This window comes from Sphingobacteriaceae bacterium (genome assembly GCA_002319075.1).
In the GTDB taxonomy this organism is placed as follows: Bacteria; Bacteroidota; Bacteroidia; order B-17B0; family Aurantibacillaceae; genus Aurantibacillus.
In genome coordinates this window covers 51,271-67,377 of the sequence record NVQB01000001.1, presented here as the reverse complement: position 1 = coordinate 67,377, position 16,107 = coordinate 51,271, and the positions used below count along the sequence as shown (strand labels likewise).

The 16,107-nt window shown below is 37.1% G+C and carries 19 protein-coding genes; 13 read left to right on the top strand and 6 right to left on the bottom strand.

Annotated elements, in window-relative coordinates; genetic code table 11:
- Positions 1-13: 13 nt before the first annotated feature.
- The 3 genes from CNR22_00275 to CNR22_00265 form a co-directional block, all read right to left on the bottom strand.
- Positions 14-721, bottom strand: a complete 708-nt coding sequence (locus CNR22_00275; GenBank protein PBQ34778.1) for a disulfide bond formation protein DsbA — start codon at positions 719-721, stop codon at positions 14-16.
- Between the two features lie 184 nt (positions 722-905).
- The gene (locus CNR22_00270; protein PBQ30257.1) at positions 906-1,940 is read right to left on the bottom strand and encodes an LLM class flavin-dependent oxidoreductase; all 1,035 of its coding nucleotides are present in this window, start codon (positions 1,938-1,940) and stop codon (positions 906-908) included.
- A gap of 8 nt (positions 1,941-1,948) precedes the next feature.
- Complete coding sequence (locus tag CNR22_00265) at positions 1,949-2,350, bottom strand: transcriptional regulator (GenBank protein PBQ30256.1); 402 nt, start codon at positions 2,348-2,350, stop codon at positions 1,949-1,951.
- Positions 2,351-2,487: 137 nt separating this feature from the next.
- On the opposite strand from CNR22_00265, the gene CNR22_00260 reads away from it, so the two are divergent.
- The 11 genes from CNR22_00260 to CNR22_00210 all read left to right on the top strand — a co-directional run bounded on the left by CNR22_00260 (position 2,488) and on the right by CNR22_00210 (position 12,496).
- Positions 2,488-2,901, top strand: a complete 414-nt coding sequence (locus CNR22_00260) for a DoxX-like family protein (GenBank protein PBQ30255.1) — start codon at positions 2,488-2,490, stop codon at positions 2,899-2,901.
- Positions 2,902-3,060: 159 nt separating this feature from the next.
- Positions 3,061-4,146, top strand: coding sequence for a DNA alkylation repair protein (locus CNR22_00255; GenBank protein ID PBQ30254.1), 1,086 nt, complete (start codon positions 3,061-3,063; stop codon positions 4,144-4,146).
- A gap of 154 nt (positions 4,147-4,300) precedes the next feature.
- Entirely contained in the window at positions 4,301-4,948 is a 648-nt protein-coding gene (locus CNR22_00250; GenBank protein ID PBQ30253.1) for a hypothetical protein, read from the top strand.
- 135 nt (positions 4,949-5,083) lie between these two features.
- Positions 5,084-6,358 carry a hypothetical protein gene (locus tag CNR22_00245; GenBank protein PBQ30252.1) on the top strand — a complete coding sequence of 425 codons (1,275 nt, stop codon included), beginning with the start codon at positions 5,084-5,086 and terminating at the stop codon, positions 6,356-6,358.
- A gap of 86 nt (positions 6,359-6,444) precedes the next feature.
- The gene (locus tag CNR22_00240; GenBank protein ID PBQ30251.1) at positions 6,445-7,401 is read left to right on the top strand and encodes a hypothetical protein; all 957 of its coding nucleotides are present in this window, start codon (positions 6,445-6,447) and stop codon (positions 7,399-7,401) included.
- A gap of 10 nt (positions 7,402-7,411) precedes the next feature.
- The gene (locus CNR22_00235; protein ID PBQ30250.1) at positions 7,412-7,903 is read left to right on the top strand and encodes a hypothetical protein; all 492 of its coding nucleotides are present in this window, start codon (positions 7,412-7,414) and stop codon (positions 7,901-7,903) included.
- Positions 7,904-7,917: 14 nt separating this feature from the next.
- Positions 7,918-8,253, top strand: coding sequence for a hypothetical protein (locus tag CNR22_00230; protein ID PBQ30249.1), 336 nt, complete (start codon positions 7,918-7,920; stop codon positions 8,251-8,253).
- On the top strand, positions 8,250-10,496 hold the full coding sequence (locus tag CNR22_00225) for a hypothetical protein (GenBank protein ID PBQ30248.1): 2,247 nt from the start codon (positions 8,250-8,252) through the stop codon (positions 10,494-10,496). The genes CNR22_00230 and CNR22_00225 overlap by 4 nt, the downstream gene beginning before the upstream one ends.
- Positions 10,493-11,488 carry a hypothetical protein gene (locus CNR22_00220; protein ID PBQ30247.1) on the top strand — a complete coding sequence of 332 codons (996 nt, stop codon included), beginning with the start codon at positions 10,493-10,495 and terminating at the stop codon, positions 11,486-11,488. The genes CNR22_00225 and CNR22_00220 overlap by 4 nt, the downstream gene beginning before the upstream one ends.
- Before the next feature lie 105 nt (positions 11,489-11,593).
- Positions 11,594-11,896: a hypothetical protein gene (locus CNR22_00215; protein PBQ30246.1), complete on the top strand. Its 303-nt coding sequence runs from the start codon at positions 11,594-11,596 to the stop codon at positions 11,894-11,896.
- A 303-nt stretch (positions 11,897-12,199) separates the two neighbouring features.
- Complete coding sequence (locus tag CNR22_00210; protein ID PBQ30245.1) at positions 12,200-12,496, top strand: hypothetical protein; 297 nt, start codon at positions 12,200-12,202, stop codon at positions 12,494-12,496.
- Here the strand turns inward: CNR22_00210 and CNR22_00205 are convergent.
- From CNR22_00205 to CNR22_00195, 3 genes are all read right to left on the bottom strand, one after another.
- The gene (locus CNR22_00205; protein ID PBQ30244.1) at positions 12,465-12,935 is read right to left on the bottom strand and encodes a hypothetical protein; all 471 of its coding nucleotides are present in this window, start codon (positions 12,933-12,935) and stop codon (positions 12,465-12,467) included. The genes CNR22_00210 and CNR22_00205 overlap by 32 nt on opposite strands.
- A 39-nt stretch (positions 12,936-12,974) precedes the next feature.
- On the bottom strand, positions 12,975-13,247 hold the full coding sequence (locus tag CNR22_00200; GenBank protein PBQ30243.1) for a hypothetical protein: 273 nt from the start codon (positions 13,245-13,247) through the stop codon (positions 12,975-12,977).
- Positions 13,248-13,567: 320 nt separating this feature from the next.
- A complete protein-coding gene (locus tag CNR22_00195; GenBank protein PBQ30242.1) occupies positions 13,568-15,031 on the bottom strand; it encodes a hypothetical protein in 1,464 nt (487 codons plus the stop codon).
- Between CNR22_00195 and CNR22_00190 the strand changes: the two genes are divergently transcribed.
- Positions 15,003-15,218, top strand: a complete 216-nt coding sequence (locus CNR22_00190) for a hypothetical protein (GenBank protein PBQ30241.1) — start codon at positions 15,003-15,005, stop codon at positions 15,216-15,218. The two genes, CNR22_00195 and CNR22_00190, sit on opposite strands and share 29 nt — an antisense overlap.
- A 602-nt stretch (positions 15,219-15,820) precedes the next feature.
- Positions 15,821-16,087, top strand: a complete 267-nt coding sequence (locus CNR22_00185; protein ID PBQ30240.1) for a hypothetical protein — start codon at positions 15,821-15,823, stop codon at positions 16,085-16,087.
- Positions 16,088-16,107 lie beyond the last annotated feature (20 nt).

Genomic DNA, 16,107 nt, shown 5'->3' with positions numbered 1-16,107 from the left:
CTTTTTAAGGTGTCTACTTACATTCTCCATCAGGTGTGCAAACTGCTCCTGTTGCGTCTTTACTTAACACGCCTGGATTTGCTTTTGCATGTTCTGCAAAAGATTTCTCCAATGTTTCTAAAAACGCTTTTGGATCCTGCGCTCCTGAAACCGCATATTTGCGATCGAATACAAAGAATGGAACACCAGTCACGCCGATCTGTTGCGCTTCCTGAACATCTTTATTTACTTCAGTTGCGAAGTCATTTCCACTCAGAACTTTTTTTAATTCCTCCGCATCAAGTCCAATTTGAGTTCCTAATTCTATTAAAACGGCATGATCTGCTGTATTTTTTCCCTGAGTAAAATAGGCTTTAAACAGATTTTCTTCAGCTGCATCGCCTTTTCCTTTTGTTTTTGCATATTGAATAAAACGGTGCGCGTCAAAAGAATTGGCAACAACTGCTTTATCAAAATCGTAATGCAAACCAACACCTGCTGCCATATCGGTTACATACTTTATGGTGTTGCGTGTGTACTCCATAGTCCAGCCTTTTTTCTCAGCCAAATGCTGAATGGTGTTTTTGGAAGGATCGGTCTTTAAACCCGCGTCTAACTGGAAACTTTTCCATACAATTTCAATGTTTTCTTTATTTTCAAAAGAGTCTAATGCCGACTCAAATTTACGTTTGCCGATATAACAAAATGGGCACATCACGTCTGACCAGATTTCTACTTTCATTTTTTTTGCTTTTAATGCTATTATACTTGATTTGTTTTCTTTTTTCTCTCCGTCATTTGCACTTGATTTGGCTGAAACCTGCGAACACGAGTTCAAGGAGCTCACTAAAAAACCGCCGGCAAGCAGAAGAGAAAAAGTTTTGTTTAATTTGACTGTCGCGTTCATAGGTTTAAATCCATTCTTGTTAATTCTGGACGATAGCAGTTTTTTTCTCCACTTTATCTAATTCAAATGCTTCTGCAAGCAATTCAAAAGAGCGTTTCCTTGCCACACTGTTGTTGGCCATTGCCGACACAACAATCTCATCAATTTCAAAATCATTCGCGAGCTTAGTCAGCTGTTCCTTTACCTGTTCTTTCGTTCCGGATACAACTCTACCGCTATTGTGGCGGATGCGCTCTAATTCTGACGGAGAAAATTTATAGTTATTGATGGTTTCATAATCGCCGAAGCCATCAAATCTTCCTTGTTCAAATTGAATGAGAACGTAGTCTATATACTTACGCATTTGCAGGGCTTGTTCTTCTGTGTCAGCGCAAAGAGCTGTAATGGATAGTAAAACTTTTGGTTGACTGCTATGCTCGTTAGCTTTAAAATTTTTACGGTAATTGCTTGCAATTTCAGGACCAGCGAAGCCATTGATAAATCTTGCCACAGCCAGACCCATTCCAAATTTCGCTGCAATAGAACTACTGCCTCCGCTCGAACTTAAGATCCATTGCTCGGGAATTGTTTGGGCCTGTGGTACGGCAAGGAGGGGACCGTAAGTAGTAGCCGCAGAATCGGTAAAAAAATGCTGCAGGTGATCAAGTTGTTTTAAATAGCTTTCTTCGCTAAAAGTATTCGAAGGGTTCAAGAGCGAAGCTGTAATACGGTCGCTTCCAGGTGCACGCCCCATGCCTAAATCGATGCGACCCGGGAACAAAGTTTCTAAAAGACGGAAGTTCTCTGCCACTTTTAAAGTGCTGTGATTCGGTAGCATGATACCACCCGAACCAATGCGAATGTTTTTAGTTTCTGAAGCGAGTTTCACCATTAGTAATTCTGGCGCAGAACCCGCTATAAAAGTAGAGTTATGGTGCTCCGAAACCCAGAAGCGGCTGTAACCAAGAGTTTCTGCAAGCTTAACGGTTGATATAGTTTCGTCTAAAGCATCTTTGGCTGTTTTACCGTGATGTACAATGGACTGATCAAGAATTCCTAATTTAATTTTAGTCATAGAGGCGGTTATATAAGTTCTTTTTCTTTTACTCTCCTGCTGGCATCGATAATCTTCTTGCGGTGTTTAGCACCCCATTCGCCGAGCTCGCCAATTAAGGGTCTTAAAGTTTTACCATAAGTGGTTAGCTCATACTCTACGCTAACAGGAACCGTATCGTAAACATTTCTATCCACAAGCTGGTTCATTTCCAGTTCTTTCAATTCTTTAGAAAGCATCTTGGGTGTAATGCCGGGAAGCTCGCGCTGAATTTGTTTAAAACGTTTTTTTCCGAAAGTGAGAGAAAGGATGATGCGTATTTTCCATTTGCCACTCAATACATCAAGGGCGTCATTAACCGGCAACAAGGCTTTCTGGCATTGCTCCGAAGAAAGGTGTTCAGGACATTTTCTTTTATCGTGTGTTTCCATGGGTTTTACGAATTACCCTACAAATATACGAAGAAACCTGGTATATTTTTAATAGTGGTTTCCAAAAGGATATCGGTATCCTAAAAGATACCTGCTCTAAATGGGGTAGTGAATACACTACTTTTGACAAAAAAAACATGAAAACAGAAACAAACAGATCAAACAAAGTGAACAAAATTCTTTATTGGATATTTACAGGTTTTATTTCCTTTGGATTTTTAATGAGCGCCTATATGTATCTCAGTCAAAATCCCGAACTGATGTCAGGTTTCGCGAAAATAGGCCTTCCAGTGTATATGGTGACTATTCTTGGCTGTGCTAAATTGCTTGGAGCAGTAGCTATTTTAAATCCCTGGTTTCCTAAATTAAAAGAATGGGCTTATGCCGGTTACACTTTCGTTTTAATAGGAGCAACCTGGACTCACGTGTCCACCGGCACTCCATTTGTAGCGCCACTGGTATTTTTATTACTTACCGGACTTTCTTATTTCTTTTGGCAGAAAGTGCGTGAGGGTGCGGCGGAGCAAACACTAGCTTCGGTAAAAGCATAATACTTAAGCTTTATTATCGGTAAAGTTCCTTAAAAAAGCAGTTCGTAAACATGGACTGCTTTTTTTAGTGCTCAGTTTTTTCTTATTTAAATTTCTCCGGCTGTAACATCCGGAAACAAGTCCGGGCAATTTCCCTACTTTTGCAAAACAAATTATTCTATGGAACCTCTCAAAGAAATGTTCAACCTTGCTTACTACGAAAATCTTGCAAAAGAATTTTCCAGAGCAGATAAAAATTTTAATTCTAAAAAATTTCTTAAAGAAGTTACTGAGAATATAAAGGATCTTTCGCTGAATCAACGCATGCGAAGAACCTCCGAAACGCTTAAAAACAATCTTCCTTCTGATTATAAGAAGTCACTGGATATTCTGGAAAGGGTAATTCCCAATACAAGAGGGGGATACACAAATCTGGTGTTTCCAGATTTTGTAGGTTTGTATGGACATGATCATTTCGACCTTTCTATGGAAGCGTTAAAATATTTCACCACTTTTGGTTCTTCTGAATTTGCTATCCGGGAATTTTTAAAGCGTGATTTCTCTAAAACTATCAAAGTGATGCAGACCTGGGCGAAAGATAAAAATGCACATGTGCGTCGTCTTTCTTCCGAAGGCAGTCGTCCGCGTTTGCCCTGGTCTTTTAAACTGGATGAAGTCATTAAAAACCCTGCTGTGACAAAAACTATTCTGGAAACTTTAAAAGAAGACGATGAGTTGTATGTGCGTAAATCAGTGGCCAATCATTTAAATGATATCACCAAAGAAAATGCCGGTTACATGCTCGACCTGGTGAATAGCTGGAATAAAAAGCATCCGCATACGGCATGGATCATTAAGCACGCCAGCAGAAGCCTTATTAAAAAAGGTCACGCCGGTTCCCTCTCTGTATTTGACTACGAAAAGAATGTAAAAGTGCGGGTGGAAAATTTTAAACTCAGTAAGTCTAAAATAACATTGGGTGAAAGTTTGACTTTTGAATTTGATTTAATTTCTGAAAAGACCAAAGACCAAAAACTGGTAGTGGACTACATTATTCATTATAAAAAGAAATCCGGCGACTTATCAGCAAAAGTATTTAAGTTGAAGGATGTGGAATTAAAGGCGAAAGAAACCATCCATATCTCTAAATCACAAACCTTTAAAGACTTCACAACCCGTAAACACTTTGCTGGTATTCATGAGATAGAGATACAGGTAAATGGTAAAGTTCTCGCAAAAAACAATTTTACAATTTTCATTTCCTGACTATCAAACGCTTTATATACATAGTTTAATTTTTTCGAAGCCCGAAGTAAGTCGATCCCAAATAAGTAATCGAACGGTATACCACATTCGAGGTATTAGCGCTCATTAGTTTTTGCTATACCTTTGAAAACAGAATTTCTACAGAATCTGTTTTTTGAAAACTCACAAACCTATAAGAATACTTGTTGCCAACACCGCATTTATTATGCGAAAAGGTCTCAGGACTTTGATTGAGGAAACTGAAAATTTTATATTCGTTGGTGAGGCAGAAGACAAGGCAAGTCTTGAGGTTCTTCTGTCACGCGAATTAGCAAATGTCCTGGTTATAGAACATTGTTGTGAGGACTGTTTTTCGGTTGATACAATTCAAAAAGTAAAAAACGAAAATCCTGATCTAAATCTTCTTGTTATCTCTCATGAGAAGTCTGCTGAACAAATCCGCAAGATCATTCAGACAGGCATTCAAAATTATTTATTGAATGATTGTAGTGAGCAGGAAATAACAGACGCCATTGTAGCCTGCGCTAAAAATCAAAAATATTTCTGCGGACAAATCATTGATGTGCTTCTTGAAAAAGAATTGTCTCCCGATGAGCATTGCATGACCGGCAGTATTTCCGATAGAGAAGCTGAAGTTATTTTAAAATTAGTCTCCGGCAAACGTCCAAAGGAAATAGCGGAACTCATGAACTTAAGTTACCATACCATCGTTACCCATAAACGAAACATCTATTCCAAACTCGGAATCAGCAACGCGATTGAATTAGCCCAATACGCCATCAAAACCGGCCTCATCAAATAATACCAAGATTATGGTAGTGCGGTACCTTTACTATGGTACTACTCGAAACAATATACCTTTTTTGGTGTATTGTGATCGGCGCAAAGAGTGAAGACCTTTACAAAAATTATTTATAATCATTCTAAACAATAAAAAATGAACAAAAAATTAGTCTCTTTAGGTGTTTCAGTCCTTTTAACTGTAGGCGCTTCAGCACAAGTTATCACAAACACAGTTTCTATTGGAGCTTCTTACGCTAATCAAAAATGGTATAGCCTCGCTAATGGCGAAGTAGGAGCTGCTCAATCTAAAGATAACTGGGACATTGCTTTTGAAATTACAGGCTACTCTTCTGCCATTTTAGCTAATACGCAAAAAACGGGTTTCGCTTTATACAACGCTCCTTATAAACTAGCGGATTACGCAACATTAGATACAGCCGGCATTAGTTCATGGAAAACTCTGCAAAACAGCGATACTACATGGAATGTAGGTGCTTTCAATAAAGGGGCAGATCTTTCTGACGCTTTCGATTTGGGTTGGGGGGTGTATGATATGAGTACTCACTATGTAAATGGTGATAGCTGTTTCGTGATCAAGTTATCGGCTACGTCGTACAAAAAATTGAAGATCGTGAGTCTTGCAAACGGTATCTACACTTTTGAATATGCTAATATAAACGGAACCAATTCGTTTACACAAACAATTACCAAAGCAACTTACACCGGTAAAAACTTTGTGTATGCTGATCTAACTGCAAATACAATCATCGACAGAGAGCCGGTTTCTTCAAGCTGGGATCTTGTATTTGGTCGTTACACTGCTATGTTGATGGCTCCAACTCTAACGCCTTATGCAGTTGTTGGAATTGCGCAAAATAAAGGCGTTACTGTAGCTCAGGCTGAGAATGTTGCTAATCCGTCCTCATACAGCAATTGGTCGACAGAAAGTTATAAAACAAACATCACAACCATTGGCCACGATTGGAAAACAGTTAACATGTCTACAAGTGCATGGAACATTGTAAACGATACGGTTTATTTTGTAAAAGATAAAGTGGGTGATATCTGGAAAGTGCGTCCGATTTCCTTTGGAGGCTCTGCTAACGGAGATTTCGTTTTCTCTAAAGAAAAAATGGGAAGTTTTACAGGTATCGCTAACACAAAAGGAACGGTGGTTTCTGAAGTGATGGTTTATCCAAATCCATCAAATGGCTTTAATACAACTTTACTTTTCTCTAACAAAGCTGCTCAGAATGTTTCTGTGTCTATTATAGACATGACAGGAAAAGTACTTTCAACAGAAGCTTTGCAGGTTTCTGAAGGAATTACTACTCACGCTTTAAATACAGGTGAACTTTCACCAGGAATTTATTTCGTGACATTAAATTCAGGAAGTTATTCAAGCTCACAAAAATTAATCATCCAATAAGAAAAACAGGCCGGGGAGGAGTGATGAAAAAACTGTAGGGGTTTAAGTCATTACAAATCTCCGGCCTTAACAACAAAATAAAAAAAATGAGATCTTTTCTAACCATCACAGCCCTGGCAGTAAGCCTTACATTGGCTTCGCAAACCGCAGCTCCAAAAACAAAGGCCGCTGCGGCAACAACATCCAATTCAAAATACGAACAAGATAAAGCCATCATTAAAAGTATGTGCGGAATCTACAAAGTATCGTTTGATTTTGCGGAAACTTTTTCGGCAGATACAGGATACAAATACAAATCGCGCTACAAAGAGTGGGGTATAGAGTACGTGTTTCTTGCAGAAGAGTCACCGAATAAACTTGCTTTACAACATTTACTGATCGTTAACGACACTATGATTATTAAGCACTGGCGTCAGGACTGGGTTTTTGAAAACAAAGACCTTTACAAATATTACAAAGACAACGAATGGATTAAAGAAACCTTAACCGCAGATCAGGCTAAAGGAACCTGGACTCAAAAAGTTTACCAGGTAGATGATAGTCCACGTTACGAAAGCTACGGAACATGGGTTCATGTTGACGGAAAACATTTCTGGGAAGGTTTAAACGATGCACCCTTACCGCGTCGTGAGTTTACAAAACGCAACGATTACAATGTGATGAGAAGACACAGCCGCATGGAAGTATTTAACGACGGTAGCTGGGCTTTAATTCAGGACAACGAAAAAGTAATTCGTAAAGACGGTATGGATAAAACACTTGTTTGGGAAAGAGGTATGGAGAAATTCACAAAAGGTGATTTCAATGCTACACCTGCTGTTAAGTACTGGGAAAAACAAGAAAAATACTGGGCCGATGTGAGAAAAGCCTGGGACGAAATTTATACTGCTACTCCAAGTTTAAAACTAGCAGCAAAAGTAGATGATAAACGGTTGTACGAACACCTTTTTGATCTTGGTGATAAAGTAAGTAAAACTAACTACGTACAAGGTTCGGCTACACCAGAAATTAAAAAGGTTTTGGTTTCTTTTATTAAAGCTTAAACTATCGGTAATGCAGAACAGGGTGAGTAGTTATCCAACTTTAGTAAGAATTAATCACATCGTTCTTTCCGTTTTTTTAGCTGTGTTTTTTATTTATGCGGGGGTTAAAAAGTTTATTCCTAAACCCCCGTTAAATAAACCGGTAAGCAATGAAGCGTTTGTAAAAGCTTTTGAAGAAAATAAATTCGAGAGTCCGGTTACATTTAAGATGGCCATAAAGGCGCTTAAAACCAGCGGTTTTTTAAAGATGGTTGGTGTATTGCAAATTTTAGCCGGCTTATTGATTATTCTACCGCCATCACGTTTAATAGGTTTGTTAATGCTTTTGCCTTTAACGGTAAACGTATTCTGTTTTCATTTTTTTATGGATAATCGTCCTGACGAAAATATAGAAACGGGTTTCTTGTTTTTATTAAACGTGATGTTGCTGGTTTTTTATTCTGATCGTCTTAAAAATTTATTTATTAAAGACTGGTCCTTTAAAATTGCAAAAGCAGTTTGAAAAAATTAAAGCGAATGTGTAACTATAAAACCCTGGCGCATAACGAAAACGGCTACATTATTTTATGTAATAGTTGCAATCACTACCGGCTGGCCTTCGGCACTACAGCAGTGAGTTTTCCGCCCTCTGATTTTTCGATTTTTAAAAGTCAGTTAACCTACCACTTTAATCAGGAAAAATACAAAACGTCGCCTGCGCAAAAATGTATTTCATTAGATCTGTTTTGTCGCTGCACAATAATGGTTCTTACTTACGAAGAATTTTTGAAATTAAATGATCTTGTTGCACTAGCCTCGTTCAACGAAAAGATGGAAACTATTTTTGAGGATATAAATTTATTACGCGAATGAGGAAACTTATTTTTGGTACTCTCATGTTGGGATGTATGTTCTTATCAGCCCAACAAATTCAGGTATTTTCAGCAAAGGACTCCCTTAGGGTGTCCTTTGCTTCTTTATTAATTAATGGCGACCTGATCAATTATTCTAAAACAGCCAGCGATGAAGGCATTATCCAGATTTCTTCGGTGATTGAAGATTCTGTAAACTATACAGTTACGGTTCATTGTTTCGGTTTCGATAAATTCTCTAAAAAATATTATGGTTACCAGATAAAAAAGATTGAAAAAATTTACCTGGTTCCTTCCAACATCAGCCTGGAAGAGGTCGTTGTAACAGCGCAGTACGAGCCAACGTCGGCCGAAAAAGCGGTTCAAAAAATTAAGGTCATCGATAAAGAAAAGATTCAACAAATGGGTGCAATAAATTTGCGGGATGTTTTAACCAATCAAATGAATGTGCGGTTACAACAAGATAATGTTCTTGGAAGCACTATGAGTCTGCAGGGGATCAATGGTCAAAATGTAAAGATCCTGGTAGATGGTGTGCCCGTGATCGGTCGACTGGACGGCAACATAGACATTTCACAAATCAACATGAACAACGTAGAGCGTATCGAATTTATTGAAGGGCCACTCTCTGTGCAATACGGTACCGATGCACTTGCAGGCACGATCAATATCATTACGAAAAAGACCTTAACGAAAAAGCTCTCTGCGGGCCTTACTTCTTATTACGAAAGCATAGGAACCTACAACTTAACGGCAGACCTTGCTTATTCCCACAAAAAACACGGGCTACAACTAAGTGCCGGCAGAAATTATTTTGACGGGTGGAATAGCTCCGAACCCGCATTTTTTATGCCGAAACCGCATATTGCTGACAGTACAAGGTTTAAACAATGGAAACCAAAAGAACAGTATTTTGCCAGTCTGGCTTATACATACAGTTTTAAAAAATTTAATTTCGGATTTAAAAGTGCTTATTTCGATGAAGTGATTATTAATCGCGGCTTGCCACTGGGTGTTTATAAAGAGTATGCTCTCGACGACCGTTATTTTACCAAGCGTGTTGACAATAGCCTTTCTTTAACAGGAAGCTTATCTAAAAACTGGTCTGTTAACGCTCTTTCTGCTTACAATTATTATCAAAGGATCAAGCGCACAGTTTACAAAGACCTTACAACATTGGGTGAAGAAGTTACCACAGGCTCAGGAGACCAGGATACAAATAAATACACTTTGTTGATGAACAGAGCTTCATTTATTCACAACAGTCCTTCCTCAAAAATAAGTTATGAATTAGGTTACGACATAAATAATGAATCTATTTTAGGACGACGTATAGAGGGGCAGACAAAAAATATTGGCGATTATGCTTTGTTCGCTACTTCAGAATACAAACTTTCAAAGCTGGTTATAAAACCGGGAATTCGTTATGCTTACAATACTGCGTACAAAACACCGCTGGTTCCATCTTTAAATGTGAAGTGGAATCTTTCAGATCATCACGTGTTCAGAGCCAGCTATGCAAGAGGTTTTAGAGCTCCTTCGCTTAAAGAATTGTATTTTGAGTTTAACGATATCAATCATAATATCAATGGCAATTCAAATCTCCGGGCCGAGCAATCGGATAACTATTCCGTTTCTTACAATTATAACAGAGACATTCGTAAGTGCCGCGTAAAATTTGATGTCAGTGCTTTTTATAACAATATCTTTAACCGCATCAGTCTTCAACAAGTTGGTACTTCTACCGAATACAAATATTTAAATGTCGACCGCTACAGAAGCCTCGGAATTCAACTGGGGAGCAGCCTTAATTTTAAACGTCTGTTTTTACAGGGGGGATTTAATTATACCGGTAGACTGAATGAACTTGCAGGAATAAATAATGTTCCGGATTTCAGCTATAGTCCGGAAGTGCAATTTAACGGCACTTACAAATGGTTGAAGCCGAAACTTACCTTCTCATTATTTTATAAATACAACGGCAGTCTGCCAGTTTACATAGCTACGACTGAAGGAACCGTGAATGGTCTCTCGCAGGATTACCAGATAATGGATGCAACACTGAGTAAGTTTTTTTGGAAAGAACGGATCAATCTGGCTATTGGCTGTAAGAATTTATTCAATGTTCAAACTATCCGTTCAACAGGAGTAGGAGGGGCTCACAGTGCAGCTTCCTCTACCGCCGCTATTTCTACCGGTAGAAATTATTTTGTCAAACTCGCATTAAATTTTAGTAGATCATGAGAAGTCTTGCACTCTTAATACTTTGTTCCATTTTATATTCCTGCGAAAAGAAAGAATTACCTATTCCCAAACGCGAAGTGATTACACGCGGTGGTGGAATTTCACAACCCGGCGAGCTTATAGATATGCAGGTGGCCATGGAAACGGATTACAAAAATCAGATCTGGTTTTCGTTGAATGAAAGCAAAGTGATGTACACAAATTTAAAATCCGATTGGGACATTACTTTCGAATGTTCTTCTAATGGTTTTCACGTGATGCTCAACGGGTCAAAATCAATGAAGGCATTTAAAACTACTTATGCTGCTTTAGAAGAAGTAAGCGATACTGCCGGCATCGGATCTACAGGTAAAGCCGATATGCCCAGCGGAACGCTTGATAGCACTGCCATTGGCGATTGGGTAAAAGACAATAAGGTTTACATAATTAATCGTGGTTACAACGAAAAAGGGCAGCACCAGGGCTATTACAAACTTAAACTACTTTCAGTTAACGCCACAGAATACACTTTTGAATATTCCACTATAACGAACCCAAAAACAATGCAAGGGACAATTACAAAAAACAGTGACTGTAATTTTGTAGCTTATTCTTTTAGCACCAATCAAGCCTGCGCCAACATAGAACCCAAAAAACAAGAGTACGACATTTGTTTTACGCAATACACACATTACTTCAATGAAGAAAAAATGTACTACCTCGTAACGGGCGCATTGGTTAATAACTACAACACACGTGTCATAAAACTGAAAGACAAAGCCTTTGCAGATATTACCATAAAGGATACCATCAACAGACCCTTCTCAATAAGACGAGATGTGATTGGATACGATTGGAAGGATTATAATCTTAACACGAATGTTTATACAACCTATCCTCAAATCTGTTATATCATCAGCGATAGCAGAGGTTATTTCTATAAATTACATTTTATAGATTTCTTAAAATCCGGGGTAAAAGGTTATCCTACTTTTCAGTTTCAGAAGCTGTAAATTTTATTACTGTTATTTCGAGATCGTCCTGGGAGTGTATGGGGCGGTAAAATATAAAAGTTTACATTTACCAACAGCAACACCCCCGAATTTGACTACGGAGCCATGGGAGAAAAACAGAAAAGTAAATATCACATCAATGCTACAAATAAAACAAACTACTTCTGGTATTTTGGCCCGCACATAGATGAGTTGGATGAGGCCGTAACAAGTGCCGTCGCGTCAGAGCAACCCATAACATTGGATAGTCGTGGAGGCCGTATAGAAGTAACAGCAACTCTTTCCTTTAGAGCGTTTTCAAGCACTAAATTGCGAAATGAATATGACGTTTGTTGGAACGTTGAACTGAGATATGTCAATACTAAAAATTTTAAAAGACGGAAGTACCAATACTTCGTTCGGTTTTGAAGGAGGGTTCGGTTCGCCGAAAAAATTGAAGCGGGAGTGGGTAATTCGACGACTATTTTTAAAAAGACTAAGAAAGCGAAGTTAACGGGATCAGGAAACTGATTTTCAAAATAAGTAATGTTTGTGTTGAATTTATAATCCTATTTTTGATTATTTAAATCAATAAATTATGTTGAAAAAAATTATGCTATTATTTTTTTCTCAGCTTCCGTATTTTTTGTAAAGTGTGAGTCAAAATTTACTTCAAAAAATAGACCCGAAGATATTAAAGAATCTGAAAAATTAGCAGCCAATTTTTATCGCTTGTTGGGTAATAAACAATTCGATAGCTTAAAAGATATCTGTTTTTCTGAAGCGGATAAAGTGTCTTTGATTTTATTATTAAAACAAATTGAACGAAAGAAAGGAGAGCTTTTGCAAGTTGATCTTAAATTAATAGAAACGGAAAATATCATGCAAAATGGAAAGCCTCGTACAGAATATAGAATGGAGGTGAATACCATTTATACTCTGGGCAAAAACGTGGAATTTTTAGATTTTGTTAAGAACGACGATAAACTAGTTAAACTTACCGGATATCACTATGAGACTGCCAATTAAATTTAATTTTTATTTTTCCCGAACTTATAAATTTTCTAGGAAAAAAGATAGTTTTACAGTGTATAGTACCTTCAATAGTTTTCTCACCATTATTTTCTAAGATGGTTTCGGGAACGATATAATTAGTAAATAATTCCAGCGGCATGTCTTCTTTTTCAATAATTATTAAATAATTTTCAGCTCGCTTCATCAGGTTTTTCTGATTTACAAAGTTGTTAATACTCTTAACTAAAACAATTGATTTTTTTGTATCATAGATATCAAACTGGTTTGTTGTCCAAATCAACATATTAGAAAATTTACAAAGTGTTTTTTCTTGTTGTTGAGCCTGCTTTGTTTTTAGCAGGTCTATTATTTGTCGATTTTGACCATCAGCATGATTATATTTAAAATGTATTAAATATAAAAAAAGTAGAATAATGATTATGAATAAGCCCATTTTATAAATATTTTTGCTACGAAATTACGAAGTTACTCACTATGATACAGTTTCAATATTAACAACCTCAAACTGAAAGAGCCTGGTACTCATGCGCCAGCTTCTGGTAGTGTAAATGTAGCAAATAGTGCTGAGCAAGTGATGATGCAATAGTGTAAATTTTGTTAGAAGCGCTTCGAGGTAAATATAATTAGCAATACTATCTGCTTTTAATCTTTTGCCATTTTTTTGTAAATGCTTTCCTTTTTTTAGTTCGTTAATAAACTTTCTAAGAAGAGGAAGCAAAGGATACTGTTCAATGCGCTTGGGCATATAATTGGTTATTAATAAAGATTATTCTAAATAAATGACATAAGCCTGAGATGAAAATTTTGATTTTTTCACGAGGTATAATTCAAAGTTGAGAAATGTCCACTACATAAAAAACTAGGTGATCACATAGTAATTTCGAAAATCATTCTCAGATCAGCAACTCTAAATGTTTGCTGGACTTTGAAAACAGAAAGCCAAAAATGATAAATGCTTTTAAAAAGAGAATGAGAGGCTGCTCTTCCCAGGAACTATATAATAGTTGTTCAATGGTGTTTTGCGTATTTACATCTCCGATTTATTTTGTTATAAAAAGAGAGGAATTAATTTGTTTTTACGAATTTTCCTGTGAACTTGGTTTTTTTACTTGTAAGTTGATAAACATATACAGCTGGCGGAAGGTTCTCTATATTTACTTCTTGTAAATTTCTATAAGGCAGTATGGACTTAATCTCGTTACCTGTCAGATCATAAATTTTTAATTCAATATTTTCCTGAAAAGGAAAATCAAAATAAATAATGCCTGAAGAAGGGTTGGGGTAAGAACTGGCTTTGGCAGGCCTTAGCGTTCCATGTTCAAGTATACCAACGCTTACCGGATTGCCACCTGCGTCAATTTTCAGTAAAAAGCTTTCCATTATTCCAGCATAAGTTGCGTTGGTGCTGTCATAACGAAGCCCTGCTATGATGCAACCACCGTCTTTTGTAAAAACAATGCTGTTAGGGCGGTAAAACATATCTCCCCCGTAAAGTTTTTTCCAGAGTAAGTTGCCCAGAGTATCGAGATTACTTACAAATATCTGGCTATTATGACCTTCCGACAATCCTGAATAGTTATAGTCCAGTATTGCCGTTGTAGTAATTCTTTTTCCGTCAAAAGCCGCTAAATTAGAGAAATCTACATACACTATATTTTTAGGAGAGTAAGAAAAAGTATGGCTTTGCAGAATTTGGTTTGTATTATCAAATACTGTATTTGTAATTGCTTCGCGACTGCTAAACCCATATTGAACAGACGTATTGCCCGCAATAAAATATTTCTTATTGCTGAGTTTTAGTATTTTCGAACAGGGTTTAATCACTTGGAAATCTTGCAGATTTTTACAACTAAGTGTAGCTAGCGAGGTATCTATCAAAACCGCATCATTGCCTCCAGAACAAGGAAGCGCTAATAAAACCCCTTTAACCAGTAAATCATCATTAAAGGCGTGTATTTCCTGCACCCAACCTGAAAAAGATGCCGAATTCTGATAAGCCAATAAGCTATCGAGTTTATAAATTATAGACGGACCATTAAAGTCTTTCGACCATCCACCATAAAAATGTTTGTTATGGAAACAGAGATTAGAGGTGAAAAATACTTTTGTCTCATATGCTCCAAGAGAATGCAATTTTATGAAATGATACAGAGTGTCTAGTTCGACTATAACCGGTTTTTGAACGCTGGAATTATTATTGACAGTATCATATAAAGCCCCTGGCCAAAAAAAACGGTTATTTATTTTTAAGGGTTCGTAAAGGGAGGGATTAAATCCATAGAGTAAATTTACACTATCAGCGAGTTGTAAATTTTGGTTAAATGTCAAAATTTGCGCAGGTCTAAACGTTCCAGCCTGAGCGGGATGCCTGAAATTTAAAACACGGTAATTAGTGTCGTTTGGCTGACTTAAAGCGGTAGCATAATATTGCTTGGGATTGGATTGCAGTAGACCAAAATATTGAGCACTAGTGACCTTGTAAAAGAAAGTTAAGACAATGATGGAAAAAAAAACTATTGGGTTTTTCATTAACGATAAATATAAAAAAAGTCGGCCATTATTTTATAGCTGGCGAACTTTTTCATTAATGGTGAAATTGCTAAAATTAAATCTCTTGGAAAGTGTGAAAAATCAGTTCTTTTTGCCGGATTCATACGACTTCTCTTATTTTCGCTTCGCCAATAAAAAATTCACCGAAGGCGAATTAAATTTATGAAATTTTTGGACATCCAGTTCAGCGTCATCTGGGTAATCTGCAGCAAACCTTTAGGCATACAGATCTGAGATAATAAATAAATTTTTCACACAAAGATCTGTGTTATCAGCGAAATCTGCGTCAAAAACATCCACGCAATCAGCACCATCACTTCGCCATCATCTACCGCTTAATCAAATAAGTATAGAGAATGTTATCAAATCCCTTATTAATATCGGCTTCCACATAATCAATTTTATAATGACCGCATTTTAAAACAAGCTGTTCTTTAAAATCACTTACCGATTTTTGGTATTGCTCTTTTATCTGCGTTGGATTTAACTTTATTTCTTCGCCACTGGAAGGACTACAACCTTAATACCAATGTTTATACAACCTATCCTCAAATCTGCTATATCATCAGCGATAGCAGAGGTTATTTCTATAAATTACATTTTATAGATTTCTTAAAATCCGGGGTAAAAGGTTATCCTACTTTTCAGTTTCAGAAGTTGTAAATTTTATTGCTCTTATTTCGAGATCGGTTTGGGAGTATATGGCACGGTAAAATATAAAAGTTTACATTTACTAACAGCAACACCCCCGAATTTGACTACGGAGCCATGGGAGAAAAACAGAAAAGTAAATATCACATCAATGCTACAAATAAAACAAACTACTTCTGGTATTTTGGCCCGCACATAGATGAGTTGGATGAGGCCGTAACAAGTGCCGTCGCGTCAGAGCAACCCATAACATTGAATAGTTATGGAGGCCGTATAGAAGTAACAGCAACTCTTTCATTTAAAGCCTTTTCAAGCACTAAATTGCGAAATGAATATGGCGTTTGTTGGAACGTTGAACTGAGATATGTCAATACGAAAAAATAATGAGGAAAACTTTGCTTTAT